The sequence below is a fragment of the Pseudomonas sp. ATCC PTA-122608 genome, assembly GCF_001952855.1.
Classification (GTDB): Bacteria; Pseudomonadota; Gammaproteobacteria; order Pseudomonadales; family Pseudomonadaceae; genus Aquipseudomonas.
In genome coordinates, this window is record NZ_LPNO01000002.1 from 351,869 (window position 1) to 378,807 (window position 26,939).

25 protein-coding genes are annotated in these 26,939 nt (G+C 60.7%); 17 read left to right on the plus strand and 8 right to left on the minus strand.

The genetic code is table 11. The features are described 5' to 3' along the window. Positions 1-15: 15 nt before the first annotated feature. The 9 genes from AU074_RS04075 (at position 16) to AU074_RS04115 (ending at position 12,480) form a co-directional block, all read left to right on the plus strand. Complete coding sequence (locus AU074_RS04075) at positions 16-921, plus strand: AraC family transcriptional regulator (RefSeq protein WP_076013610.1); 906 nt, start codon at positions 16-18, stop codon at positions 919-921. Positions 922-1,221: 300 nt separating this feature from the next. After that, complete coding sequence (locus AU074_RS04080) at positions 1,222-2,532, plus strand: sugar ABC transporter substrate-binding protein (RefSeq protein ID WP_076013611.1); 1,311 nt, start codon at positions 1,222-1,224, stop codon at positions 2,530-2,532. A gap of 136 nt (positions 2,533-2,668) precedes the next feature. Continuing rightward, positions 2,669-3,595 (plus strand): carbohydrate ABC transporter permease, encoded by a 927-nt coding sequence (locus AU074_RS04085; protein ID WP_076013612.1) that lies wholly within the window; start codon positions 2,669-2,671, stop codon positions 3,593-3,595. A gap of 10 nt (positions 3,596-3,605) precedes the next feature. Further along, a complete protein-coding gene (locus AU074_RS04090) occupies positions 3,606-4,436 on the plus strand; it encodes a carbohydrate ABC transporter permease (RefSeq protein ID WP_003215312.1) in 831 nt (276 codons plus the stop codon). Between the two features lie 37 nt (positions 4,437-4,473). Next, positions 4,474-5,577, plus strand: a complete 1,104-nt coding sequence (locus AU074_RS04095; protein WP_076013613.1) for an ABC transporter ATP-binding protein — start codon at positions 4,474-4,476, stop codon at positions 5,575-5,577. An 18-nt stretch (positions 5,578-5,595) separates the two neighbouring features. Continuing rightward, on the plus strand, positions 5,596-7,077 hold the full coding sequence (locus AU074_RS04100; RefSeq protein ID WP_076013614.1) for a mannitol dehydrogenase family protein: 1,482 nt from the start codon (positions 5,596-5,598) through the stop codon (positions 7,075-7,077). A 147-nt stretch (positions 7,078-7,224) separates the two neighbouring features. Continuing rightward, positions 7,225-8,706, plus strand: a complete 1,482-nt coding sequence (gene xylB, locus AU074_RS04105; RefSeq protein WP_076013615.1) for a xylulokinase — start codon at positions 7,225-7,227, stop codon at positions 8,704-8,706. A 12-nt stretch (positions 8,707-8,718) separates the two neighbouring features. Next, complete coding sequence (locus AU074_RS04110) at positions 8,719-9,657, plus strand: carbohydrate kinase (protein ID WP_076013616.1); 939 nt, start codon at positions 8,719-8,721, stop codon at positions 9,655-9,657. A gap of 156 nt (positions 9,658-9,813) precedes the next feature. Further along, the gene (locus AU074_RS04115; RefSeq protein WP_076013617.1) at positions 9,814-12,480 is read left to right on the plus strand and encodes an autotransporter outer membrane beta-barrel domain-containing protein; all 2,667 of its coding nucleotides are present in this window, start codon (positions 9,814-9,816) and stop codon (positions 12,478-12,480) included. A 2-nt stretch (positions 12,481-12,482) separates the two neighbouring features. Here the strand turns inward: AU074_RS04115 and aqpZ are convergent, their stop codons facing one another. Further along, positions 12,483-13,175, minus strand: a complete 693-nt coding sequence (gene aqpZ, locus AU074_RS04120; protein ID WP_076013618.1) for an aquaporin Z — start codon at positions 13,173-13,175, stop codon at positions 12,483-12,485. 278 nt (positions 13,176-13,453) lie between these two features. Here aqpZ and AU074_RS04125 point away from each other — a divergent pair, with 278 nt between their 5' ends. Continuing rightward, positions 13,454-13,714, plus strand: coding sequence for a DUF2790 domain-containing protein (locus AU074_RS04125; RefSeq protein WP_076013619.1), 261 nt, complete (start codon positions 13,454-13,456; stop codon positions 13,712-13,714). A gap of 90 nt (positions 13,715-13,804) precedes the next feature. Here the strand turns inward: AU074_RS04125 and AU074_RS04130 are convergent, their stop codons facing one another. Both AU074_RS04130 and ilvA read right to left on the minus strand, forming a co-directional pair. Next, positions 13,805-14,080 (minus strand): DUF1652 domain-containing protein, encoded by a 276-nt coding sequence (locus tag AU074_RS04130; RefSeq protein ID WP_063029815.1) that lies wholly within the window; start codon positions 14,078-14,080, stop codon positions 13,805-13,807. A gap of 504 nt (positions 14,081-14,584) precedes the next feature. Beyond that, the gene (gene ilvA / locus AU074_RS04135; RefSeq protein WP_076013620.1) at positions 14,585-15,607 is read right to left on the minus strand and encodes a threonine ammonia-lyase, biosynthetic; all 1,023 of its coding nucleotides are present in this window, start codon (positions 15,605-15,607) and stop codon (positions 14,585-14,587) included. A 258-nt stretch (positions 15,608-15,865) separates the two neighbouring features. Here ilvA and AU074_RS04140 point away from each other — a divergent pair, with 258 nt between their 5' ends. Continuing rightward, entirely contained in the window at positions 15,866-16,069 is a 204-nt protein-coding gene (locus AU074_RS04140) for a ParD-like family protein (RefSeq protein ID WP_017475587.1), read from the plus strand. Beyond that, positions 16,066-16,821, plus strand: a complete 756-nt coding sequence (gene map / locus AU074_RS04145; protein WP_076013621.1) for a type I methionyl aminopeptidase — start codon at positions 16,066-16,068, stop codon at positions 16,819-16,821. Before AU074_RS04140 ends, map begins: the two co-directional genes overlap by 4 nt. Positions 16,822-16,956: 135 nt before the next feature. Here map and AU074_RS04150 read toward each other — a convergent pair whose 3' ends face one another. Together AU074_RS04150 and AU074_RS04155 are read right to left on the minus strand one after the other, a co-directional pair. After that, entirely contained in the window at positions 16,957-17,898 is a 942-nt protein-coding gene (locus AU074_RS04150; protein WP_076013622.1) for a magnesium transporter CorA family protein, read from the minus strand. Between the two features lie 6 nt (positions 17,899-17,904). Continuing rightward, on the minus strand, positions 17,905-19,491 hold the full coding sequence (locus AU074_RS04155; RefSeq protein ID WP_076013623.1) for a RimK family protein: 1,587 nt from the start codon (positions 19,489-19,491) through the stop codon (positions 17,905-17,907). 94 nt (positions 19,492-19,585) lie between these two features. Here AU074_RS04155 and AU074_RS04160 point away from each other — a divergent pair, with 94 nt between their 5' ends. Then, entirely contained in the window at positions 19,586-20,686 is a 1,101-nt protein-coding gene (locus AU074_RS04160; protein ID WP_076013624.1) for a GNAT family N-acetyltransferase/peptidase C39 family protein, read from the plus strand. Here the strand turns inward: AU074_RS04160 and sfnG are convergent. Then, on the minus strand, positions 20,670-21,761 hold the full coding sequence (gene sfnG, locus AU074_RS04165) for a dimethylsulfone monooxygenase SfnG (protein WP_017475582.1): 1,092 nt from the start codon (positions 21,759-21,761) through the stop codon (positions 20,670-20,672). The two genes, AU074_RS04160 and sfnG, sit on opposite strands and share 17 nt — an antisense overlap. A 263-nt stretch (positions 21,762-22,024) precedes the next feature. Here sfnG and AU074_RS04170 point away from each other — a divergent pair, with 263 nt between their 5' ends. Then, complete coding sequence (locus tag AU074_RS04170) at positions 22,025-23,260, plus strand: acyl-CoA dehydrogenase family protein (RefSeq protein WP_076013625.1); 1,236 nt, start codon at positions 22,025-22,027, stop codon at positions 23,258-23,260. Here AU074_RS04170 and AU074_RS04175 read toward each other — a convergent pair. Continuing rightward, positions 23,257-24,042, minus strand: coding sequence for a sulfite exporter TauE/SafE family protein (locus AU074_RS04175; RefSeq protein WP_076013626.1), 786 nt, complete (start codon positions 24,040-24,042; stop codon positions 23,257-23,259). The two genes, AU074_RS04170 and AU074_RS04175, sit on opposite strands and share 4 nt — an antisense overlap. Positions 24,043-24,124: 82 nt before the next feature. Next, positions 24,125-24,904: a class I SAM-dependent methyltransferase gene (locus AU074_RS04180; RefSeq protein WP_076013627.1), complete on the minus strand. Its 780-nt coding sequence runs from the start codon at positions 24,902-24,904 to the stop codon at positions 24,125-24,127. A 136-nt stretch (positions 24,905-25,040) separates the two neighbouring features. Here AU074_RS04180 and AU074_RS04185 point away from each other — a divergent pair, with 136 nt between their 5' ends. The 3 genes from AU074_RS04185 (at position 25,041) to AU074_RS04195 (ending at position 26,841) form a co-directional block, all read left to right on the plus strand. Further along, a complete protein-coding gene (locus tag AU074_RS04185; RefSeq protein WP_076013628.1) occupies positions 25,041-25,562 on the plus strand; it encodes a DUF3455 domain-containing protein in 522 nt (173 codons plus the stop codon). A 71-nt stretch (positions 25,563-25,633) separates the two neighbouring features. Further along, positions 25,634-26,161, plus strand: coding sequence for a sigma-70 family RNA polymerase sigma factor (locus AU074_RS04190; protein ID WP_076013629.1), 528 nt, complete (start codon positions 25,634-25,636; stop codon positions 26,159-26,161). Continuing rightward, a complete protein-coding gene (locus tag AU074_RS04195) occupies positions 26,158-26,841 on the plus strand; it encodes an anti-sigma factor domain-containing protein (protein ID WP_076013630.1) in 684 nt (227 codons plus the stop codon). Before AU074_RS04190 ends, AU074_RS04195 begins: the two co-directional genes overlap by 4 nt. Positions 26,842-26,939 lie beyond the last annotated feature (98 nt).

Below are 26,939 nucleotides of genomic sequence, written 5' to 3' on the forward strand. Positions count from 1 at the left end.
TAAAGCGACTGCAGCATGACCCGAGCAGCGAGAATCACCGATCCTTCCTACGAGCTGATGGACGATCACAATGGTCTGTCCATCATCTATCGCCAACACGGCTTCCCGTGCCCCTTAGTGCGCTGGCATTTCCACAAGGAATACGAGCTGCATTTGATCGTCGCCAGCTCCGGCAAGGTGTTCATCGGCGACTACATCGGCAACTTCTACCCGGAAAGCCTGTTCCTCACTGGCCCCAACCTGCCCCACAACTGGATCAGCCAGGTGGCCGAGGACGAAGTGGTGCCCAAGCGCGACATGCTGGTGAACTTCACAGACGACCTGTTTGAAGGCGGCGGTCAGATATTCGCCGAACTCAAGACCCTGACGCCACTGCTGGAACGAGCACAATACGGCATCGAATTTCGCTGCAAAAAAACCATCGCCCAGGCCATGAACCTGATGCAGCGCATCGAGGACGCCCAGGGCATGGCGCGCCTCGGGCACTTCTTCATCCTGCTGGAGGTGCTCAGTGCCTGTGAGGATTACCAACTGCTTTCGGGCGTGACCACCCCGCAACTGGCCGATGAACACAGCATCGACCGCACCAACCGCGCGGTGGACTACATTTTTGCCCACTACGCCCGGGAGTTGTCCCTGGAAGAAGTGGCTGAATACCTCGGCATGAAGCCCACCTACTTCTCCCGCGTATTCAAACAAGCCACCGGGCGCACCTTCATCGAGTTCGTCAATCGCCTGCGTATCAGCAAGTCCTGCGAGCTATTGGCCGATGGCGATAAGGCCGTGACGGATGTGTGCTTTGAGTCGGGTTTCAACAACATCTCCAACTTCAACCGCCGGTTCCAGCAGCTCAAAGGCATGACGCCCTCGCACTACCGGCGTTTGGCGGTGCAGCGCCTGACCGAGCAAAACCTCGCTTAATCAATTCAACGCCCCCCCCCTGTAGGAGCGAGCTTGCTCGCGAAAGTATTCCAGGCGCATCGCTGCGGTGGATGTACCTTTTTCGCGAGCAAGCTCGCTCCTACAGTAAAGCCCTGCGCGGTAAACCGTTTCAGCGCATTTCCGACCGAGTGCAAAAAAGTATCAGTAAAAGTGCTCCCAAGGATTTGTCAGCACGCCAATTGAAGGCTGTAATCAACGCACACTCTTCCAGCAGTCGTGGAAGACACAACAACAATAACTGTCCTTCTGTAGCCCCTGGGCGCAGAAATGGAGTGCGCGATGAAGTTCACAGCTAAAGCTCTGCTTGCCTGTACCTGCATGACCCTGAGCGCCGTCAGTCTTGGCGCGCAAACCCTGACCATTGCCACCGTCAACAACAGCGACATGATCCGCATGCAGAAGCTCTCGAAAACCTTCGAGACCGAGCATCCGGAGATCAAGCTGAACTGGGTGGTACTCGAAGAAAACGTCCTGCGCCAACGCCTCACTACCGACATCGCCACCCAAGGCGGACAGTTCGACGTGTTGACCATCGGCATGTACGAAGCTGCACTCTGGGGCGCCAAGGGCTGGCTGGAACCGATGAAGGACCTGCCTGCCTCCTACGACCTGGACGACGTTTTCCCGTCTGTGCGTGACGGCCTTTCCGTCAAAGGCTCGCTGTACGCCCTGCCGTTCTATGCCGAAAGCTCCATCACCTATTACCGCACCGACCTGTTCAAGGACGCCGGGCTGACCATGCCTGAGCACCCCACCTGGACGCAGATCGGCGAGTTCGCCGCCAAACTCACCAATAAAGACAAGGAACAGTACGGCCTGTGCCTGCGGGGCAAAGCCGGCTGGGGCGAGAACATGGCGCTGATCACCACCCTGGCCAACGGCTACGGTGCGCGCTGGTTCGATGAGAAATGGCAGCCGGAATTCAACGGGCCGGAGTGGAAAGACGCGCTGAACTTCTACGTCGACAACATGAAGAAGTCCGGCCCGCCGGGTGCTTCCAGCAACGGTTTCAACGAAAACCTGGCGCTGTTCAACAGCGGCAAGTGCGCGATCTGGGTCGACGCCAGCGTCGCCGGCTCGTTCGTGACCGACAAGACCCAAAGCAAGGTGGCTGACCACGTCGGCTTTACCTTTGCACCGCACGAGAAAACCGAAAAAGGTACTTCGTGGCTGTACTCCTGGTCCCTGGGGATTCCAACCAGCTCCAAAGCCAAGGACGCCGCCAAGGTCTTCACCACCTGGGCCACTTCCAAGGAATACAGCCAGTTGGTCGCCAAGACCGACGGGATTGCCAACGTACCGCCAGGTACCCGCACGTCGACCTACAGCGACGAATACATGAAGGCTGCACCGTTCGCCAAGGTGACGCTGGAATCGCTGAAAGTCGCGAACCCGAAAGACCCGTCGGCCAAGCCGGTGCCGTATGTGGGCATCCAGCTGGTGACCATTCCTGAATTCCAGGCGATTGGTACCCAGGTCGGCAAGTTCTTCTCCAGTGCACTGACCGGTGGCTCCACTGTGGACAAAGCCCTGGCAGATTCACAGACCTTCACCGAACGCGAAATGAAGCGGGCTGGTTATCCCAAGTAACCCCCAACACCTGTAGGAGCGAGCTTGCTCGCGAAAAAGGTACATCCACCGCAGCGATGCGCCTGGAATCCCTTCGCGAGCAAGCCTCGCTCCTACAGGGGCTTTGCGTACCTGTCTCTACTCGGTCCTGATCACCATGAATACCACCACTGCCCAAGTGCAAACCGCTTCGCCGGACAAGCCGCATAAAAGCCGCTTGATCAACCCCGGCTGGTTCCTCGTCAGCCCCTCGGTGGCTTTGTTGCTGCTGTGGATGATCGTGCCGCTGGGCATGACCCTGTACTTCTCGCTGATTCGCTACAACCTGCTCTACCCCGGCGAAAACCAATTCGTGGGGCTGGAGAACTTCACCTACTTCATCACCGACTCGGGCTTCTTGCCCGGCGCCACCAACACCCTGTTGCTGGTGGGCAGCGTATTGCTGATCAGCGTGGTGTTTGGCGTACTGATCAGCGCCCTGCTGGAAGCCAGCGAGTTCTTCGGTCGCGGCCTGGTGCGGGTGTTGCTGATTTCACCGTTCTTCATCATGCCCACCGTCGGTGCGCTGATCTGGAAGAACCTGATTTTCCATCCGGTGTCGGGGATTCTCGCCTACGTGTGGAAGCTGTTCGGTGCCCAGCCGGTGGACTGGCTGGCCCATTACCCGTTGCTGTCGATCATTATCATCGTGTCCTGGCAATGGCTGCCCTTCGCGATCCTTCTGCTGATGACCGCCATGCAGTCCCTCGATCAGGAACAAAAGGAAGCCGCTCGCCTCGACGGTGCCGGCGCCATTGCGATCTTCTGGCACCTGACCCTGCCGCACCTGGCGCGCCCGATTGCCGTGGTGGTGATGATCGAAACCATCTTCCTGCTCTCGGTGTTCGCGGAAATCTTCACCACCACCAACGGTGGCCCCGGCTACGCCTCGACCAACCTCGCCTACCTGATCTACAACCAGGCGCTGGTGCAGTTCGATGTGGGCATGGCCTCGGCCGGCGGCTTGATTGCCGTGGTCATCGCCAATATCGCGGCGATCATCCTGGTGCGGATGATCGGCAAAAACCTGACTGACAAGCCTTGAGGGCCGCGCCATGACGCTTCAACAATCCCGCCGCCTGCAAAGCGTGCTGCTCGGCACCCTGGCCTGGGCCATCGCGATCCTGATTTTCTTCCCGATCTTCTGGATGGTGCTGACCAGCTTCAAGACCGAAATCGACGCGTTCGCCACGCCGCCGCAGTTCATCTTCACGCCGACGCTGGAGAACTACCTGCACATCAACGAGCGCAGCAACTACTTCAGCTACGCCTGGAACTCGGTGCTGATTTCCTTCAGTGCCACCGCGTTGTGCCTGCTGATCTCGGTACCGGCCGCCTACTCCATGGCCTTCTATGAGACCAAGCGCACCAAGGGCACGTTGCTGTGGATGCTCTCCACCAAGATGCTGCCGCCGGTGGGCGTGCTGATGCCGATCTACCTGCTGGCCAAGAGCTTCGGCCTGCTGGACACGCGCATTGCGCTGATCATCATCTACACCCTGATCAACCTGCCGATCGTGGTCTGGATGGTTTACACCTACTTCAAGGACATCCCCAAGGACATCCTCGAAGCCGCCCGCCTCGACGGCGCCACCCTGTGGCAGGAAATGGTCCGGGTGCTGCTGCCGATCGCCAAGGGCGGCCTGGCTTCCACGGTGTTGCTGTCGCTGATCCTGTGCTGGAACGAGGCGTTCTGGTCGCTGAACCTGACCTCGTCCAACGCCGCGCCGCTCACCGCGTTGATCGCCTCCTACTCAAGCCCTGAAGGCTTGTTCTGGGCCAAATTGTCTGCCGTGTCGACCCTGGCCTGTGCGCCGATCCTGATCTTTGGCTGGATCAGCCAGAAACAGCTGGTCCGCGGTTTGTCCTTCGGCGCCGTGAAGTAACGGCTCCTTCAAAAATATTTAGAAGCGGAGGCCCATCATGGCCAACCTGAAAATCAAGAATCTGCAAAAAGGCTTCGAAGGTTTCTCCATCATCAAGGGCATCGACCTTGAAGTGAACGACAAGGAATTCGTGGTGTTCGTCGGCCCGTCGGGCTGCGGTAAATCCACCCTGCTGCGCCTGATTGCCGGCCTGGAAGAAGTCACCGAAGGCACCATCGAACTGGATGGCCGCGACATCACCGAAGTCACCCCGGCCAAGCGCGACCTGGCGATGGTGTTCCAGACCTACGCCCTGTACCCGCACATGAGCGTGCGCAAGAACATGTCGTTTGCCCTGGACCTGGCCGGCGTCGACAAGAAGATTGTCGAGAGCAAGGTCAACGAAGCGGCGCGGATCCTGGAGCTGGGCCCTCTGCTTGAGCGCAAGCCCAAGCAGTTGTCCGGCGGCCAGCGTCAGCGTGTCGCCATCGGCCGTGCGATTGTGCGTAACCCGAAGATCTTTTTGTTCGACGAACCGCTGTCCAACCTCGATGCCGCCCTGCGGGTGCAGATGCGCCTGGAGCTGTCGCGCCTGCATAAAGAACTGCAAGCCACCATGATCTACGTGACCCACGACCAGGTCGAAGCCATGACCCTGGCCGACAAGGTGGTGGTGCTCAACAGCGGCCGTGTGGAACAGGTGGGCTCGCCGCTGGAGCTGTATCACCAGCCGGCCAACCTGTTTGTCGCAGGCTTTTTGGGCACGCCGAAAATGGGCTTCCTCAAGGGCAAGGTCAGCCGCGTGGATGCCCAGAGCTGCGAAGTCGAACTGGACGCCGGCGGTCGCATCAGCCTACCCCTGAGCAGCGCAACCTTGAGCGCTGGCAGCGCGGTGACCCTGGGCATTCGTCCGGAACACCTGGAAATTGCCGCCCCTGGCCAAGCCACCCTGACCGTGACCGCCGATGTCGGTGAGCGCCTGGGCAGCGACACCTTCTGCCACGTCATTACCGCCAGCAAGGAGCCGTTGACCTTGCGGATCCGTGGCGACATGGCCAGCCAGTATGGCGAAACCCTGCAGCTGTACCTGGACCCGACCCAATGCCACCTGTTCGACGCTGACGGCGTTGCGGTCGCCCGCCCACTGCGCGCCGCCGCCTGATTTCGCGAGAATTTCCTGATGAAACTGAATAAGCAAAACCTCACGCAACTGGCCCCTGAAGTGCAACTGCCAGCCTATGCGATTGCCAACACCCGCCAGGGCATCGCGCACATTGGCGTCGGCGGCTTCCACCGCGCGCACCAGGCGTATTACACCGACGCCTTGATGAATACCGGCGTGGGCCTGGACTGGAGCATTTGCGGGGTCGGCCTGCGCGCCGAAGACCGCAAGGCACGGGACGACCTGGCCGGCCAGGACTACCTGTTTACCCTGTATGAACTGGGCGACACCGACGATACCGAAGTGCGTGTGATCGGTTCCATCAGCGACATGCTCCTGGCCGAAGACGGCGCCCAGGCGCTGATCGACAAGCTGGCCAGTCCAGAGATTCGCATTGTCTCGCTGACCATCACCGAAGGCGGCTACTGCATCGACGACAGCAACGGCGAGTTCATGGCTAACCTGCCGCAGATCCAGCATGACCTGGCCAACCCGGGCGCGCCGAAAACCGTGTTCGGCTTTATCTGCGCTGCGTTGACCCAGCGCCGGGCGGCCGGAGTGCCGGCGTTTACCGTGATGTCCTGCGATAACCTGCCCCACAACGGCGCCGTGACTCGCAAGGCCCTGCTGGCCTTCGCCGCGTTGCATGACGCTGAACTGCATGAGTGGATCAAGGCCAACGTGAGTTTCCCGAATGCCATGGTCGACCGCATTACACCGATGACCAGCACTGCGCATCGCCTGCAACTGCATGACGAGCACGGCATTGACGACGCCTGGCCGGTGGTCTGCGAGCCGTTTGTGCAATGGGTACTGGAAGACAAGTTCGTCAACGGCCGCCCGGCGTGGGAAACGGTAGGCGTGCAGTTCACCGATGACGTGACGCCGTACGAAGAGATGAAGATCGGCCTGCTCAACGGCAGCCACCTGGCGCTGACGTACCTGGGTTTCCTGAAGGGCTACCGCTTCGTCCACGAGACCATGAATGACCCGTTGTTCGTGGCCTATATGCGCGCCTACATGGACCTGGATGTCACGCCCAACCTGGCACCGGTCCCGGGGATCGACTTGACCGAATACAAGCAGACCCTGGTGGACCGCTTTTCCAACCAGGCGATCGCCGATCAGCTGGAGCGCGTGTGCTCCGACGGCTCGTCGAAGTTTCCCAAGTTCACCGTACCGACCATCAACCGCCTGATTGCTGACGGGCGCGAGACCGAGCGTGCCGCACTGGTGGTGGCCGCGTGGGCGCTGTACTTGAAAGGCGTGGATGAGAATGGCGTGATCTACCGCATCCCGGATCCCCGCGCCGAGTTTTGCCAGGGGCTGGTGACGGAAGATGCGTTGATCAGCAAGCGGCTGCTGGGGGTGGAGGAGATTTTTGGTACAGCTATTCCCAACTCGCCCGAGTTTGTGGCAGCGTTTGAGCGGTGTTTCGAGAGCCTGCAGGATGTGGGTGTGAGCAAAACGCTGGAGCGGCTGCTCGCCAATCTCAACTGACGGAACCGAATCAAAAATGTGGGAGCGGGCTTGCTCGCGAAAGCGGTGGATCAGTCAATATTTGCGTTAACTGACACACCGTATTCGCGAGCAAGCCCGCTCCCACATCGACCGAGTTCTCCATAAAAATAGGCTGAGCGACCCACCATGACCCAGCAAAACCTCTATCTCGGTATCGACTGCGGCACCCAGGGCACCAAGGCCATCGTGCTGGACGCCAGCAGCGGCAACGTCCTGGGCCTGGGCGCTGCCAGCCATACGCTGATCAGCGGCGCCAATGGCCGCCGCGAACAACACACCCAGGAGTGGCTCGACGCCTTTACCGAAGCCACCCACCGCGCCTTGCAACAAGCCGGTGTGGACGGCCAGGACATCCTCGCCATCGGCGTCTCCGGCCAGCAACATGGCCTGGTGCTGCTCGACGACCAAGGCCACGTGCTGCGCCCGGCCAAGCTGTGGTGCGACACCGAAACTGCGCCCGAAAACGATCGCCTGCTGCAACACCTGGGCGGTGAAAGCGGTTCCCTGGAGCGCCTCGGCGTGGCCATCGCTCCCGGCTACACCGTGTCCAAACTGCTATGGACCCGCGAACAACACCCGGAGGTGTTCGCGCGCATCGCGCATATCCTGCTGCCCCACGACTACCTGAACTACTGGCTCACCGGCCGCGCCTGCGCTGAATACGGTGATGCCTCGGGCACCGGTTATTTCAACGTACGCACCCGGGAGTGGGACCTGGCACTGCTGCGCCACATTGACCCCGAAGGACGCCTGGAAGCCGCACTGCCCGAATTGATCGAAGCCAATCAGCCAGTGGGCACCATCCTGCCCGCCATCGCCGAGCGCCTGGGCATCAACCCGAATGCGCAAGTCTCCAGCGGCGGCGGCGACAACATGATGGGCGCCATCGGCACCGGCAATATCGCCCCCGGTGTGATCACCATGAGCCTGGGCTCGTCCGGCACCGTGTATGCCTTTGCCGATCAGGCCAACGTCAGCCCGCAGGCATCGGTCGCGACGTTCTGCTCCTCCAGCGGCGGCTGGCTGCCGTTGATCTGCACCATGAACCTGACCAACGCCACCGGCGTCATCCGCGAGCTGTTCGACCTGGACCTGGCGGCGTTCAACGCGCGGGTGGCCGAGGCACCGATTGGCGCCGACGGCGTGAGCATGCTGCCGTTCCTCAATGGCGAACGGGTGCCCGCCCTGCCCCACGCCACCGGCAGCCTGCACGGCCTGACCATGACCAACCTGACCCGCGCCAACCTGTGCCGCGCCGTGGTCGAAGGCACCACCTTCGGCCTGCGCTACGGCCTCGACCTGTTGCGCCAGACCGGCCTGCAAAGCCAGAGCATCCGGCTGATTGGCGGCGGTTCGAAAAGCCCGGTGTGGCGGCAGATGGTCGCGGATATCATGAACACCGAAGTGATCTGCACCGAACAAAGCGAAGCCGCTGCCCTGGGCGCTTCGATCCAGGCGGCGTGGTGCCAGTCCGGTGAAAGCCTGGCGCAGCTGTGCCAGCGTTGCGTCAGCGTCGACGCGGCCAGCCGCACGCTGCCGGACGCCGACAGCGTCAGCGCCTACCAGCAGGCTTATGAGCGTTATCAACAGCACGTGGCATCCCTTTAAGAGCGAACGAATATGTATTTGGTATGTGGCGAAGCGCTGTTTGATTTTTTCAGCGAGGACGATGCCAGCGGCAAGGCGTCCAGAGTCAATTACAAGGCGATTGCCGGCGGCTCGCCGTTCAACGTCGCGGTAGGTTTGCGTCGATTGGGAATCGACGCGGGCTTTTTCGCCGGGATCTCCGACGACTACCTCGGCCGGCGCCTGTTGCAGGTGCTCAAGGACGAAGGTGTGCGCGAGGATTTCCTGCTGGAATTCGCCGCGCCTACCACCCTGGCAATGGTCGCCGTGGGTGCCAATGGCTCACCGCAGTACAGCTTTCGTGGTGAAGGTTGCGCCGACCGTCAGTTGCAGCTCGAACATTTGCCCGTATTGGGCGATGAAGTACGTGGCGTACACATCGGCTCTTTTTCGCTGGTGGTACAGCCGATTGCCGACACCCTGCTGGCCCTGGTCCGCCGGGAAAGCGGCAAGCGCATGATCAGTCTCGACCCCAACGTACGCCTGAACCCCGAGCCGAACATCGAGCTATGGCGCGCCCGCGTGGCCGAGTTGGTCAAGCATGCCGACCTGATCAAGGTCAGTGACGAAGACCTGCACCTGCTCTACCCCGGCCAGGCTGCAGAAAGCATCCTGCAAGGCTGGTTGCAACACCGTTGCCAACTGGTATTCCTGACCCGTGGCGGCGATGGCGCGACGGTGTTCAGCCGTCAACACGGCACCTGGTCGGCACCGGCGATTAAGGTCGTCATGGCCGATACCGTCGGCGCTGGCGATACGTTCCAGGCGGCACTGATCACCTGGCTCACCGAGCAGCAACTGGACTCGGTCGAGGGCCTGCAACAGCTGTCCCGCGAACAGATCAGCAGCATGCTCACCTTCGCCACCCGCGCTGCGGCTCTCACCTGCAGCAAGACCGGTCCGGACCTGCCCTATCGTCATCAGTTGGACTGACAAATACACGATAGAAATCAATATGCCACCATGTAAGCCACGTATTACGTGGCTTACAGCCCTGCGGTTATCTGTCAGAAAATCCTGCACTGTGTCAAAAACTGTACTAAACCCAAAAAACATGTGCAGTTTTTATAACAAACACAGGGCAGATAAATGCGCAATAAACGGACTTTTCATCCTCGCGCCGTTTTGGCTGTCGGCATCCTCTCACTGCATTACCTGGCCCCCCAACAAGCCTTGGCGGCTTGCGTACTCACCCCGGGCCCCGGCAACGACACTTTCACCTGCGACAGCGGCACCAGCGCCACCGGCCTGACCGACCTTGCCGGCAATAACACCCTGGCCCTGCCCGCCGGCGGCACCGGCACCATCAACGGCAATATCACCTTCGGCGCCGGCACCGACTTCGTCGATATGAATTCCGGACGCATCGTGGGGAGCATCACCCAGGGTGACGGCGCCGATCGTTTCCAGATCAGCTCGGGGACCGTGACCGGCGCAGTTTTCCAGGGCAACGGCATTGATGATTTCGTGATGAGCGGCGGACAGATCCAGTCCCTGGCCCAGGGCGATGGACGCGATACGTTCCTGATGACTGGCGGCACCATCGTCGGCGCCTTCGAAGATGGCGACGTGGCCAGGCAAACCGGCGGCACCATCGGCCGGGTCGACATGAAGCTCGACAACAACATCTATGACATGTCCGGCGGGTCAATTCTCGGCAACCTGGTGACTGCTTTCGGGACCGATACGATCATCGTCTCCGGCGGCAGCATCGGCGGCAATATCAGCACCAGTGGCGGCAACGACAGCATTACCGTCAGTGGCGGGGKCATCAATGGCGAGATCCGCGCCAGTGTCGGCAATGACACACTCAACTGGCTCAATGGCGGCCAGATCAAATCCGCGGTGCTGATGGGCGATGGCGACGATACCGCACTGCTCAGCGGCCTCAACGAAACCCTGCTTGGCACCACGCCTTCGATTGACGGCGGCCTGGGCAACGACCAACTGACCTTCGACAACACCACCTCCAGCACCGCTGCACGCTACATCGGCTGGGAGACGGTCAACCTCAACCACAACTCGCGCTTCGACCTGGCCGGCGACTTTTTCCTCGGCGACAGTGCCAGCAATACCGGCACCTTCAACATCGATGGCAGCAGTACCCTCGGCGTGACTCAAGGCAGCATCCGCCCCTACACCGCGGGCGCCCTGGCCACCCTGAACAACGCGGGCACCCTCGACATGACCACCCGCAGCAACAGCGCCACGGATACGTTGACCGTGTATGGCAACTACGTCGGCAACAATGGCCAACTGTGGTTGCAATCGGTACTCGGTGACGACAGTTCCGCCAGTGACAAACTGGTGGTTTCAGATGGGTCCATCAGCGGCAATACCCAACTGGCCGTGACCAACCTCGGCGGCGCCGGGGGCTTTACGCAGAACAACGGGATCGAGGTGGTGCAAGCGCTCAACGGCGCCACCAGCAGCACCGACGCCTTTGCCCTGAAAGGCTCGGTATCCGCCGGGGCCTATGAGTATCTTCTATTCAAAGGTGGTGTAACCGCTGGCACGGAAAACAACTGGTACCTGCGCTCGTCGGTGGTCGCTGTGCAGCCGCCGGTGGTGCCGCCAACGCCGCCCACACCACCGGTGATCGTGCCGGTGCCGCCCATTCCCCCGGTGCCGCCCGTGGTAGCGCCGGATGAACCGCCGGTGGAACCGCCCACCTCGCAACCCGTCGCGCCGGTTGAGCCGCCTGCTCCTGCGCCCAGCCAGGTAGCGGCGGCAACCTCACCGGAGTCGGCAGCGAGCAACCCGGTGTTGCCTACCGCCATCGCCGGGGCCGAGCCAATTCCGTTGTATCGCCTGGAGGTGCCGGTGTACTCGGTGGTCGTGCCGGCCGCGCAACTAATGACGCTGCAAGCCCTGGGTACCTTCCATGACCGCCAGGGCGAGCAAAGCCTGCTCAGTGAAACCGGGCCGGTACCGGCGGGCTGGGGCCGTGCCTATGGCAGTGACTTCAACAAAAGTTGGTCGGGCACGGTGTCGCCGAGTTTCGACGGTTCCATCAAGGGCTATCAAGTCGGCCACGACCTTTACGCCTCCGAGACCAGCGGCGGGCAGATCCAGCGTTTCGGCCTGTTCATCGGCCAAAGCCGCCTGCAAGGTGACATCAAGGGCTTTTCAATGGGCTTCCAGGACAACCGCTCCGGGCGCGTAAAGCTGGACGGTGATAACTTCGGCGCCTACTGGACCCTCACCGACCCCAAAGGCTGGTACGTGGACCTGGTGGCCATGGGCACGCGTCTCGACGGTGACAGCAAATCCGACCGTGACGTGAAGATCGACAACAAGGGCCACGCCCTGGCCCTGTCGGCAGAAGCCGGTTACCCGATTACTGTTTCCGAACATTGGGTGGTGGAACCCCAGGTCCAGGTGATCAACCAGCAGATTGACATGGACAGCCAGCACGACGGCATCTCCAAGGTCTCATTCGACTCCCAGGATTACTGGACTGGCCGCCTCGGTGCACGCTTGAAGGGCCGCTACCTGGTGCAGAACACGCCAATCGAGCCGTATGTGCGGGCCAACGCCTGGCGCACGTTCGGTGGCAGTGACACGGTGACCTACGATGACGTGGACCGGATTAAAACCGATCACACATCATCCACCGCCGACCTCGGTGTGGGCGTTGTGGCCAAGCTGTCGTCCACCGTCAGCGTGTACCTGGCGGCGGACTACAACACTCAACTGGATAGCAACACCCTGGAAGGATTCAGCGGCAACGCGGGGGTACGCATGAGCTGGTAGGCTCACGCCTGCCTGGGGCAGGTGACCCCTCGCGCGACGATGGCGCCGATCACCGCGCCCACGATCGGCGCCACCCAGAACAGCCACAGTTGCATCACGTATTCCCCCCCGGCAAACAATGCCGGCCCCGTGCTGCGGGCCGGGTTGACCGAGGTATTGGTGACGGGCATGGTCACCAGGTGAATGAGGGTCAGCGCCAGGCCGATCGCGATGGGCGCAAATCCCGCTGCCGAACCAGGACCGGTGACGCGCATGATGATGAACACAAAAAAGAACGTCGCTACGGCTTCCACCACCACTGCCGCCAGCAGGTTGTATTGCCCCGGGCTCAACTGACCATAGCCATTGGCTGCGAATGCACCTATCTCGAAATCCGGACGGCCGCTGGCGATCAGCGCCAATACGGCGGCAGCGACCATCGCACCGGCCACCTGGGCAATAATGTAGGGGACTACATCGATACCCGCCATCCGGCGGCCGACCCACAGGCCGATGGTCACCGCGGGGTTGAAGTGCGCACCGGAAATGCCGCCCACTGCGTAGGCCATGGTCAGCACCGTCAAACCAGCGGCCAGGGCCACACCGGCAAAGCCAATACCCAACTCTGGAAAGGCCGCCGCCAGTATCGCGCTGCCGCAGCCGCCGAAGGTCAGCCAGAACGTTCCGAGAAACTCTGCTGCGATTTTCTTTTGCAAACCCGACTCCGCCTTTTACACACGCCATCCGATTGATGGACTCGCGAGCGACGGTAGCAAGCGCGTTGTCCGGGCCTGTATCGGAGTTTTCCGGATTGTGTGCGTGAGGTTACGACTACGCTGAAGATGAAGCTTTTGTCAGTAAAGCCTCACTTAATCGATGGTTAATCCCCCGGGACGATCGTCGAATCGACCGCACTCGCACGGCTCCGGCCGATGCCCAGGGCGGCCGCGGCTCATCACCTCGAGAGCCTGCGAACGGCTTGCGGAGAAACACCATGAAACTGCGTACGTTAATGCTCGGTAGCGCATTTGCCCTGACGGCTGTAACGGGGATGGCACAGGCTGATAGCGCCCCTGTCATCACGCCTTATCACTACGGCGAGAAGATGGATGTGCAGAAGGTGCTTGCCATGCACGAAACCGATACCAATGAATGCAAAGTGATCAAGGCCGATATCAAGTTCGTGGACAGCGCCGGCAAAATCCAGGACGTGGGTTATCACAAACTGTCAGAAGCCTGTGATTTCCAGAACTGATCCAATGTGCGCTCTGAGCACGCAAACGGCATCGGGCCTGGTGTTTATCCAGGCCCGTAAATCTTCACTGACTGAAGCTCAACCGTCCGTTTAATAGAAGGGACGTGCGCCAGCTCTCTTGAGGGCCGGGGCATGGGTGTGGGTGTGCTTGAGGTCTTCGCGCAACTCGGTAATCAAGTTGCAGATCGCCCGACTGCTGTCGAGCTTGTTCGCGCAAATGCCGGTGACCACCAGGTCGACCCGGTCATGGTCGATCTCGTGATAGACCTTCACCGTCAGCGAGGCGTCTGGCGCCTTAGTGACTTCACAGCGCTTGGGCAGGAAACTTCCTTCAATGATGCCGCGTAATTCCAGATCCGAAAGCATGGCCGACCTCTCCTTTTATGAGATTGCCAATCGATTGTTATCAATCTTCGTACTGCTGGCGAACGCGGTGACACGCTCGCCGTTTGCGCCTTACCAGCCTTGGCAGACGGCTTCACTGACCCAGCGTACTAGGCTCGTTTGAAACGCGTTGGATCCTTTCCTCATAAGCAAGAGCGTTACTTATATAAGTTACGTGGCAGACCGCCATTAACTCACCCGTTCGAGGTGTTAGCCGCTGTGTTTGTTGCTCATTCAGAGTTGTAACAGGATCTTATAAAGCATTAAACATGCCGTCAGGCCCACGGCGGAGCGCCCCAGACAAACCGCAGCTTTCGGACAAAAAACCGCCTGCCGGTTCATGCGTCTTGCAATGCACCTGCCCTGGCATCATGCAAAATGAAAGACCGCTCGTTATAAGTGCACCTAAAGAACTTTTTTCTACTTTGATAACCGACATCCAAACGGGTGAATGTAACTAAATTAAACATTCGTTAGATTAAACGTTTAACCTGCCTGAGCTGCCACTCGTTCAGCAACATGCCGCAAACTATCGAAGTTAATATTGGCCCCCGAGTTGATCGCCACCCATGTTTGCCCCTGGATGCCGGTCTTCGCGACATGCTTGCGGATACCGGCAACAGCCAAGGCACCTGAAGGCTCAGTGATCGAGCGCGTATCGTCGTAGATCAGCTTGATGGCACTGCACAGTTCGTCATTGCTGACGGTGATCACTTCATCCACGTGGTGCCGACAGATTTCAAAACCATAGGCGCCGATCTGGGCCACGGCGGTGCCATCGGCAAAGCTGTCGACGCTCGGCAGCACCACCCTGCTCCCTGCGCGCAGTGCTGCCAGCAGGCAACTGGAGCCTTCAGGCTCGACGCCGATGATGCGCACGTCAGGGCGCAGGTATTTGACGTAGGCGGCGATACCCGCGATCAGGCCGCCGCCGCCCACCGGGACGAAGATCGCGTCCAGCGGCCCTAGCTGTTGGCGCAGCACTTCCATACCCACGGTGCCCTGCCCGGCAATCACATCCGGGTCGTCGAACGGCGAGACAAACGTGCTGCCGGTGGCCTCGGCCAACTGCAACGCATGAGCGAGGGCGAACGGAAAGCTGGCCCCATGCAACACCGCCTCGCCGCCTCGGGAGCGCACGCCCAACACCTTCAGCTCCGGGGTGCTGCACGGCATGACGATCGTTGCCTTGATCCCCAACTCCCGCGCCGCCAATGCCACGCCCTGGGCATGGTTGCCGGCCGACGCCGTGATCACACCCCGGGCCTTTTGTGCCTCAGTGAGTTGCACCAGCTTGTTGTAGGCGCCGCGAATCTTGAAGGAAAAGGTCGGTTGCAGGTCTTCACGCTTGAGCAGGATCTGATTGCCCAGCAACGCCGAAAGCGCCGGCGCCGCCTGCAACGGCGTACGCACCGCGAGGTCGTAGACCGGGGCGGCCAGGATCTTTTTCACGTAGTGCTCAAGCAATCCCGAATCTTCGGTCTGGCTCGCCGCCGGGTGGGTACTCATAGGTGTCTCCTGGGAATTTACAGAGCCCTGGAGACGRAAAAACAAAACCCGCCTCTAGGGCGGGTTTGGGTACAGCCGTGCGCTATCCCGCCAAATGAGGAATGGCGGTAATAATGCTTGGCTGGCAATGATAGGTTTGAAATGTCATGAATTGAAATTAACCGGCGGTGCCGGGCAAGTCAATGGCGAAACGCCAGGCTTTACGTAGAGCATACGAAACGTATACGCTTTGTATATCAACCCTGCACAGTGAAGCTCATGGGCATCGTCAAGATCACCGACCAATTGCACGAACAACTCCGTCTGGCCAGCGCCACCATGGACCGTTCCATCAACGCCCAGGCCGAGTTCTGGATCAAGATCGGCCTGCTCGCCGAGCTCAATCCGCACCTGGCCTATAACGACCTGATCAACAAACTGTTGCTGGACAAACCCGACCTGATCCGGGGGCGCGCGCAATGATCAAGACTGCGGAACAACTCGCCGTGATGCGCGAAGCCGGCCGCCTGTTGGCCCAGGTGTTTACCATGCTCGACGGCTTTGTCGCCGCCGGCCAGTCAACCCTGGAGATCGACAGCGCCGTAGAAGCCTACATCCGCAGCGACCTGCAATCACGGCCTGCGAGCCTGGGCCAATACGACTACCCCTTCTGCATCAACACCTCGATCAACGAGGTGGTGTGCCATGGCATGCCGAGCGCCAAGGCGGTGCTCAAGGACGGCGACATCGTCAATATCGACATCACCCTGGAAAAAGGCGGTTTCATTGCCGACTCCAGCAAGATGTACATGATCGGCAACGTCGCCCCCAAGGCCCGGCGCCTGGTGGAAATGACCTTTGAAGCGATGTGGGCCGGAATTCGCCAGGTCAAGCCCGGCGCACGCCTGGGGGATATCGGCTACGCCATCCAGAGCCATGCCCAGAGCAACGGCTACAGCGTGGTGCGTGAATATTGCGGGCACGGCATCGGCCGCGAGATGCACGAAGAGCCGCAGATCCTGCACTTTGGCCGTCCCGGCACCGGGCTGGAACTGCGTGAAGGCATGGTGTTTACCATTGAACCGATGCTCAACCAGGGCAGCGCCAAGGTGCGCAGCTTGAAAGACGGCTGGACGGTGGTGACGCGGGATAACAGCCTGTCGGCACAGTGGGAACATACCGTGGCGGTGACGCGGGATGGGTTTGAGGTGTTGACGTTGCAGCCGGACGTCTGAATGGCGCAAATCCCCTGTGGGAGCGGGCTTGCTCGCGAAAGCGGTGGATCAGTCGCTGTAGATGGCGACTGTCACACCGCTTTCGCGAGCAAGCCCGCTCCCACATTTAGAACTGAGTGATACTCAGGATTTTAGTCAAACCGCTTTATCACCGCTCCCCGCAATCCGCTTCAACCCCAACACCATCAACCCCGCCCCCAGCCCCATCGCTGCCAAAAACAACGGATACGAAATCCACCACGGCGTCCCCGCCGTCATCATGCTGAATTCCGACATCCCGCCCACACTCGCAATCAGGTTCAGCGGCAGGAACACCACGTTGATCAACGTCAGCTTGCGCAGCAGGTTGTTCATGCTGTTGTTCATCAGGTTGCCCCGGGCATCGATCAGCCCGGAGAACACGTTGGAGTAAATCTCTGCCTGCTTGTAGCACTGGTTGTTCTCGATGATCAGGTCATCGATCAGGCCCAGGGTCTCAGCGCTGAAATGCTCCTTTTCCCCATGGTTACGCAGGCGCGTCAGCACCGCGCCGTTGCTGTGCAAGGCGTTGATGTAATAGATCAGGCTTTCGCTGAGGTTGAACATCTGCATCAGGTGGCGGTTGCTCATCGATGCGTTGAACTGCTGCTGCAACTCCCGGGCGACCATCTTGATCACCTTGAGGTGGCCCAGGTAGTGGTGGATGTTGTTGAGCAGCAGGTCCAGCAACACATCCAGTGGCGTGCGTAACGGCCGGCGTGAGCCCAGCCCGGAGAGTTGGCTGTCGTCGGTGGCGATCACCAAGAGTTGGTCCCCGGAAAACAGCAGGCCGCAGGACGACACTTCAAACACCAGGTTGCCGCCGCCGGAATAGTTTTCCGGGCGCTTCCAGATCAGGAACAGGTTATCGGGGTGGAACTCGATGCGGGACACTTCGTCCGGGTCGAGCGCCGAGGCCAGGGCGTGCTCATCAAGCTTGTAGCAGTCGCGCAGGTACTTGCGCTCGTGGGGGTCCGGATTGCTGAACAGCAAGACATCCCCGCCGTCCCCCAGGCTGTTGTACAACTTGCCATCGGTTAATTCAAAGCGCTGGATCATCGCACGTCACCACACCTGGCCTTGACGCTTCAACTCCAGGCGTCGTACGAACTCTTCCAGTACCAGGGAATACAAGTCGTCTTGCAGGTAGGCATCTTCGATACCGGCGTCCATGTTGGGGTTGTCGTTGACCTCGATCACCACCACCTTGTCGCCGGATTGCTTGAGGTCGACGCCGTACAGGCCATCGCCGATCAGGTTGGCGGTTTTTACCGCCAGTTCCACCACGGCCTTGGGTGCTTCGTGAACCGCCAGGGTGCGGCACTCGCCATTGATGTCCTGGCCGATGGCCTTGTGGTTGTAGATCTGCCAATGGCCCTTGGACATGAAGTACTGGCAGGCAAAGATCGGTTTGCGGTTGAGGACGCCGATGCGCCAGTCGTACTCGGTGTAGAAAAATTCCTGGGCCAGCAGCAACACTGAATGCTCGAACAGTTCGGCGGTGGCGGTCAGCAGCGCTTGCTGGCTTTCGACCTTGATCACGCCACGGGAGAAACACCCGTCGGGGATCTTCAGCACCAGCGGGAAGCCAAGGCGCTCGCCCACCCGTTCAAAGTCTTCGGGTCGTTCCTTGTAGAGAATTTCGGTGGCGGGCATGCCCAACTGGTGGCTTTTCAGCAGGTCGGTGAGGTAGACCTTGTTGGTGCAGCGCAGGATCGACGCAGGGTCGTCCATCACCACCAGCCCTTCGCTCTCGGCCTTTTTGGCGAAGCGGTAGGTGTGGTTGTCGACGCTGGTGGTCTCGCGGATCAGCAAGGCGTCGTATTCGGCCAGGCGGGCGTAGTCCTTGCGTTCGATCAGTTCCACATCGATGCCCAGGCCCTTGCCGACGCGTACAAAGTTCTCGAGAGCGCGGGCGTTGGATGGCGGCAATTGTTCCTGCGGGTCATGCAGGATCGCCAGGTCGTAGCGGGCCAAACGTCGGGAGCGCGGTTGGCGCCAAATCTTGCGGCTGAAGTTGTCCAGCGCGTTGGCAAACTGATCTTCCTGGTCATCGCGCAACTTGTGCAATACGCCAGACTTGATGCCTTCGATGTGCCAGCCGTTATTCTTGCGAAACTCAACTAACAGGATTGGACAAGGGAACGCTTCAAACAACTGACGGGCCAAATCCTGCAAGGGTTCAATATTGGTTCGGCCAAAGTAAAGTGTCAGGGTGAAGCCTTCGGTGTTGCTGTAGAGATGGTGACTCAAGGCTTTGTCGAGGGTTTTATCCAGGTCATCCAGGGCCAGGCCATACAGTGATTTTTTGGTCAACTCGCTGATGGTGCGCACCGACGGAATCACCTTGTGGCCCCGCGCCTCGGCCAGCAGCGAGCAATAGTAACCGTGCCCCAGGTACTTGTAGCTGCGGCACAGGTTGATCACCTGGACCCGCTTGCCCGTCTCGCTTTCCCGGGTTTGCTCAAGGTATTCCTGGGCGGTGACGATGTCTTCGCTGGGAAAGTACGACGCCCAGTCTTCCTTGCGCTCGACAATGATCACGACTTGACTTGCACTCTTGGGAGGGCTGGAAAAATAACCGTTGGAAGTTATTGTCGCCGCCACTGTTTGCTCGGATACTTCACGCCAATGACCTTGTACCGCTGACATATTGATTGATCCGCTTTAGAGAACTAGACCTTTTCTATTAAGCACGATCTTTTAGAGAAGTCCCGTTTCGTTACGCAACTTTTACGGCGGTCACATGGCTCTTTCCTTTCGCGTTGCAACACCCGATGACGTGCCTGCATTGGTGGCATTGGAACAGCACTGTTTCACCACGGACCGGCTCTCCACCCGCAGCTTCCAGTGGATGGTCAGCCGCGCCCACGGGCAACTGCTGGTGGCAGAAAAAGATGACGATTTGCTGGGCTACGCCCTGGTGCTGTTCCACCGGGGCACCTCCTTGGCGCGCCTGTATTCCATCGCCATCGCCGAGTCCTCCCGGGGCCTGGGACTGGGCAAGCAACTGCTGACGCGCATCGAAGCCTGCGCCGTAGAACATGACTGCGCCTACCTGCGCCTGGAAGTGCGCACCGACAACCCCAGCGCCATCGCCCTGTACGAGCGCAACGGCTACCGGCGCTTTGCCCTGATCAACGACTACTACGAAGACCACGCCCCGGCACTGCGCCTGGAGAAACGCATCCTCCAGCACCAGGATGCGCGAGCCTTGAGCGTGCCCTATTACCAACAGACCACCGACTTCACCTGTGGCGCCGCCAGCCTGCTGATGGCCATGGGTGCCCTGGAACCTGCGCGTGTGGCCCAGCGCCGGGAAGAACTGCAAATCTGGCGCGAAGCAACCACCGTGTTCATGACCGCCGGCCATGGCGGTTGCAGCCCCCAAGGCCTGGCACTTGCCGCCTGGCGCCGGGGCTTTCGGGTACGCATGCAGGTCAACGTCAGCGGGCCGTTGTTTCTCGACGGAGTGCGTGATGCGCATAAAAAAGACGTCATGCGCTTGGTGCATGACGCCTTCGAGGAAGAGTTGGCCTTGAGTGACGTTGAGCGAGTACTCGGCGGCCCGCTGGATCTACCCCAGGTACTGCGCGACGGTGGACAGCCGCTGGTGTTGATCAGCAGCTACCGGCTGACCCGCTCCAAGTCGCCCCATTGGGTGATCGTCACCGACTGCGACGAAGACTTCGTCTACCTGCATGACCCGGACGTCGACCACAGCCAGCACCGCCAACCCATGGACTGTCAGCACTTGCCGGTCAGCCACGGGGAGTTCGAGCGAATGTGCCGGTTCGGCAACAACAAGTTGCGTGCGGCGGTGGTGGTGTTCAGGCGACTTGCTTGATCCCGGCCTTGGCTTCCAGCTCGCGCACCAGCGGCAACACGCGCTGGCCGAAGTACTCGACTTCTTCCTGGAAATGCAGGAAACCCGCCAGCACCAGGTCCACGCCGACCGCTTTCAAGGCGACGATGCGCTCGGCGATCTGTTGCGGGGTGCCGATCAGGTTGGTCTTGAAGCCGTCGTTGTATTGCACCAGATCTTCAAAGGTCGACTTGGCCCAGTTGCCCTCGCCTTCCGGCGATGCCTTGCCCGCCTGCTTCGCCGCATCGCCGAACGCATTGACGGCTTCCGGGTCGGCCTGCTCGATGATTTGCGCGAGCACGGCGCGGGCCTCTTCCTCGGTGTCGCGGGCGATCACAAAGGCGTTGACCCCGACTTTCACCGAATGGTGGTTGGCAGCGGCCTTGGCGCGAATGTCGTCCACCTGGGCCTTGATGCCTTCCGGGGTATTGCCGTTGGTGAAGTACCAGTCCGATACCCGAGCGGCCATGTCACGCGCGGCCCGTGAACTGCCGCCCTGGAAGATTTCCGGGTGCGGTTCGCCCAGTGGCTTGGGCTTGAGGCTGTAGTTGTCGAAGCGGTAGAAATCACCGCGGAAGGTGAAGTTGTCCTGGGTCCAGATGCCTTTCAGGGCGCGAATGAATTCCTCGGAGCGGCGATAACGCTCGTCGTGCTCCAGCCAGTGTTCGCCGATGGCCTGGAACTCACCCTTGAACCAGCCGCTGACGATATTCACGGCGACGCGGCCGTTGGTGAGTTGGTCGATGGTTGCCAGTTGCTTGGCCGCCAGCGCCGGTTGCCAAGGGCCGGGCAGGATTGCCGCGATTACCTTGAGCTTGGTGGTGGCCGCCAGCAACGCGTGGCTGAACGCGACGGACTCATGCTGGTATTCAGCGCCATAGCCGGCGGTGAAGCGAATCTGCGTCAGGGCGTATTCGAAGCCGGCTTCTTCGGCCAATTGCGCCAGCTTGCGGTTGTAGTCGATGCCCCAGTGGGTGCGCTGTTCGATCTTGCTGACCACCAGCCCCCCACTGACGTTGGGCACCCAGTAGGCAAATTTAACGGCTTGCTGACTCATCGGACTGTACCTCGCGGATTGGCATGTACAGCGTAGGGAGCAGCAACTGTGCCAGTGACCGTGAGAAGCCCGGCCCAAGTGGCCTGGCGCGCGGAAATGGGCGAAAAGCAACCTGCGGGAAGGTGTCATGGATTGCAGTGGTTTGTCGTTTTGCTGTTGCCGCAGCAACAGTTAAATCCGCCCCGCGCCCGCAAACACGGTCGTTGGCACCCGGCATGGACCGTGCAATAGCTCCATTGTCCAACTGCCCAGGAACCGTCCCCATGACCGAACACCACGTGATCAATCCACTGTCCACCGGCGTCGATTATCACGCCCTGGCCGAACGCTTCCGCCCGATTTTCCAGCGCATCGCCGAGGGTGCCGTAGAACGCGAACACACCCGCGCCCTGCCCTACGAGCCGATCCAATGGCTCAAGCAAGCCGGCTTTGGCGCCGTGCGCGTTCCGGTGGAATACGGCGGTGGCGGCGCTTCCCTGCCCCAGCTGTTTGAACTGCTGATCGAGCTCGCCGAAGCCGACTCCAACGTGCCCCAGGCCCTGCGTGGGCATTTCGCGTTTGCCGAAGACCGCCTGAACACCGCACCTGGCGCAGCGCGGGACATCTGGTTCAAACGCTTTGTCGACGGCGACATCGTCGGCTGCGCCTGGACCGAAATCGGCAGCGTGGCCATCGGCGATGTCGTCACTCAAGTCAGCCCCGACGGCGATAAATGGAAACTCAACGGTGAGAAGTTCTACAGCACCGGCAGCCTGTTTTCCGACTGGATCGATGTCTACGCCCAACGCAGCGACACCGGCGGCGACGTGATTGCCGCCACCCGCACCCGCCAGCCCGGCGTGGTGCAAAGCGATGACTGGGACGGCTTTGGCCAACGCACCACCGGCAGCGGTACCTCGCGTTTTACCGATGCGGTGGTGGAGGCAGAAAACGTCATCGACTTTGCTACCCGCTTTAAATACCAGACTGCGTTCTACCAGTTGGTACTGCTCGCCACCCTGGCCGGTATCGGCCGCGCGGCCCTCAAGGATGTGGCGCATCAGGTGCGCAGCCGCAAGCGGATCTACAGCCACGGCAATGCGGCCCATGTGAGCCAGGATTCGCAGATACAGCAGGTGGTGGGCGAAGTCGCAGCACTGGTGTATGCCGCCGAAGCCAGCGCGCTGAAGGCCGCGGTTCCGGCGCAGCGGGCTTATGTGGCGCGGTTTGGTGGGGACGATGCCGTCGAGCGCGAAGCCAACGTGGCGGCCGAGATTGAGTCAGCCACGGCGCAGGTGGTGGTCTCGGAACTGATCCAGCGCGCCACCACTGAACTGTTCAACGCGCTGGGGGCTTCGGATGTGCGCCAGGGCAAAGCCCTCGATCGGCATTGGCGCAACGCACGGACGGTGTCGTCCCACAACCCGGTGATCTACAAGGCGCGGATTGTCGGCGACTGGGTGATCAATGGCACCGAGCCGCCGTTTGTATGGCAGATCGGCAATGGGCCAGCGCGTTAAAGCGCCAGCTTGAAGCCAATCATCACCAGCATGAACGCCAGGCAAGGACGCAATATCCCGTCCGGGACCTTGCCGGCCATGTGGCTGCCGACATAAATCCCCGGCAGCGAGCCCAGCAACAGGAAGCCCAGCAGGGTCCAGTCCATGTTACCCATGCTCGCGTGGCCGAGGCCTGCGACCAGGGTCAGCGGCACGGCGTGGGCGATTTCAGTGCCCACCAGGCGCTTAGTAGCCAGGAACGGGTACAGGATAAACAGCGCCACGGTGCCCAGGGCGCCGGCGCCGATGGAGGTCAGGGCAACCATGGTGCCGAGGATCGCGCCGGTAACGATGGTCAGCGCATTGAGGTTGCGCGGCGCCATCTTGTAGTCGTCGCCGGCATGCCGCTGGGCGAAGGCCAACAGCTTGTTCTTGAACAGGATCGCCGTGGCCGTCAGCAGCAACACCACGCCCAGGGATTGCTTGATGACCGCGTTCAAGGCCGCCGGATCAGTGTCCAGGCTCTTGAGGAACCACAAGGTCAGCAATACCGCAGGCACGCTGCCCAGGGTCAACCAGCCGGTGATGGTCCAGTCGATGTTGCGATTCTTGCTGTGGACCAGCACACCACCCGACTTGGTGATGGCGGCATACAACAGGTCGGTGCCCACGGCGGTGGCCGGGTTGATGCCGAACCAGAGCAGGATCGGCGTCATCAACGAGCCACCGCCGACACCGGTCATACCCACGATAAATCCAACAATCAGGCCAGCAATCGAGAAACCAAAATTACCTACATCCATTACAACTACCTGCGGCCTTATAAAATTCTGGCCGCAGCATAGCGATTTTTCTTATAACCACTTATATCAAAACGTTCTGACTTTATGCCTTTCTGGCCAGTCGCTGGCTGCGGTAGGCCTGGGTCTGATACGGGAAGGCGACCGTCTCACGACCGCGCAACGCCGGATGCGTATTGATCAGCGCCTGCAACTGCTCGGTGACCCGTGCTTTTTCCGCCGGCGGTAGCGCTGCAATAAAGCTCACGGAGAGGAAGCGATCCATGATCACTTCCTGGGGGCTGCCCACATGGCTGTAGGGGAAGCAGGTCATTTCGGGGGCGGAGAAATATTCACCGGTGAACGCCTCACGCCATCGCCCGGTGTGAAAACGCGGGGTGTCACCCTCGTAGGGCGTGATGATCTCGGTGATCGCCGCGACCCAGTCCACCGACTCATCCCGCACATTCCAGATCAACCCAAGGCGGCCGTCCGGCTTGAGCACCCGGTGAATTTCCGCCAGGGCCGCTTCCGTGGAGAACCAGTGGAATGCCTGGGCGCACACCAGCGCATCGGCGGTGGCCGCTTCAAGGGGAATGGCTTCGGCGGTGCCCGACAGCAGGCGCACATCCGGCAGCAGTTTCTTCAACTGCGCGCCCATCGCCTCCACCGGCTCGACCGCGATCAACGTCGGGGCCACGGTATTGAGCAAGCGGGTGAACTTGCCAGTGCCGGCCCCCAGGTCGATGACTGTGGAATGGGGATTGATCTGCAGGGCCTCCGTCAGCCAGCCCGTGAGTTGCCGTGGATAGTCCGGTCGGCCTTGGGCGTAGGTGACGGCTTGAGTAGAGAAACCCTGTTGAGCAGACGTGTGAACACCGGTCATTGCCAATCGCTCCTCTGGTAGTGCGGGGGCCACAGTGTGCGCCCTTGCTGATTTATTTTCTAATCGCTGCATCCGTTTTTGCGTGTCGTGGGTAGTACAGGTAGCAGCGCCTTGCTGCCCCTACGGAGAGACACTGATGAACGCCAAAGCCCTGTTCTGCGTGACCTGCCTGCTTGCCGCTGCACCGACCGCCTTTGCCCAGACCGGTTTACCCGACAGCATCAAGGTGCCGGACGGTCACAAGGTGGCAATGGAAACCACTGGAGTCGGCGAAATCACTTACGAGTGCCGCGACAAGGCCAACGCTGCCGGCCAGACCGAATGGTTTTTCGTCGGGCCCAAGGCCGTGCTCAATGACCGCAATGGCCAGCAGGTCGGCAGCTACTTCGGCCCACCGGCCACCTGGCAGGCCAAGGACGGTTCGAAAGTCACCGGCACCCAGTTGGCGGTGGCGCCGTCCAGCCCCGGCAACCTGCCCTATCAACTGGTCAAGGCCAACCCCGCCGAAGGCAAGGGCGCGATGAGTGGCGTCGCCTACATTCAGCGGGTCGCCCTCAAGGGTGGCGTGGCTCCGAGCACCGAATGCACCGCGGCCAACAAGGGCAAGCAGGCAGTGGTGAAGTACCAGGCTGACTACATCTTCTGGGCGGCCAATTAACCAAACTCGTCTACGCTGCTGCGAAAGCGCCCCGGGCTTACCGCCGGGGCATCCACCAGGAAGCCCTGTCTTTGCCTGAAGCCGATTTTGATTATGAAGCCTGCCTGCTGGCCTGCGCCGGTGGCGAACAACCGGCCTTGCGCCGACTGTACCAACAGGAAAGCAGCCGGCTGCTGGGAGTCGCATTGCGCATCGTGCGCGACAAGACGGTCGCCGAAGACATCGTGCATGACGCCTTTATCAAGATCTGGAAGGGCGCCGCCAGCTTTGACCCGCACAAGGGCTCGGCCCGCGGCTGGGTGTACAGCGTGACCCGGCACCTGGCGCTGAATGCCGTGCGCAGCAATGGACGCGAAGTGCCCCTCAGCGAAGAGCATGAAAGCGCAGAGCACACCGACACCTTCGACTATCAGGCGCGCTCGGGGCGGATCTACAGTTGCCTCGAACAACTCGACCCGGCCCGCCGCAACTGCATCCTGCATGCGTATGTAGACGGTTATTCCCACAGCGAAATCGCGCACAAACTCGGCACCCCATTGGGCACCGTGAAAGCGTGGATCAAACGCAGCCTCGCGGCATTGCGTGAGTGCATGGCATGAACAGCATCGATGAACTGGCCAGCGAATATGTGCTCGGCACCTTGCCCGCCGAGCAGCGTGCCGAGGTAGAACAACGCCTGGCAACCGACACCGCGTTGCGCGCAGCGGTGGACGCCTGGGAGCAGCGCCTGCTGCCATTGACGGAGCAGGCAGCGCCCGCAACGCCGTCGGTGTACTTATGGCGACGCATCGAGCGCAGCCTGGGGCATTCAGCCACTCACGATTCGCCCGTCTCGTGGTGGAACCGGCTGGCCCTGTGGCGCGGGCTGGCCGGTGCCGGCATCGCGGCAAGCCTGGTGTTGGCGACGCTGCTACTGACCCGCACGGCTGCCATCAACCCGACCGCTTATGTGGTGGTGCTGGTAGCCCCGCAAAACCAGGCGCCGGGCTGGGTGATCCAGGCGAGTAACACTCAGGAAATCCAGCTGATTCCACTGGGCGTCATGGAAGTGCCGGCGGACAAGACCTTGCAGTTCTGGACCAAGGGCGAAGACTGGCAAGGCCCCGTGTCGCTGGGCTTGGTCAAGCCCGGGCAGACGTTGTCGGTGCCGCTGGACAAACTCCCGCCACTGGCGCCGAACCAGCTGTTTGAGCTGACCCTGGAAAATCCGGGCGGATCGAAAACCGGCAAGCCGACAGGTCCGATTCAGGCAATTGGCCGGGCGGTTAAAGTAATCTGAACGTAATGCAATGTTGTGGAAGGCCAGCTCGCGCAGTTGCATTACATCTCGGGGCTATGGCGTCACCATTGCGCTATAGAATCGGGCTCGAAAACCCG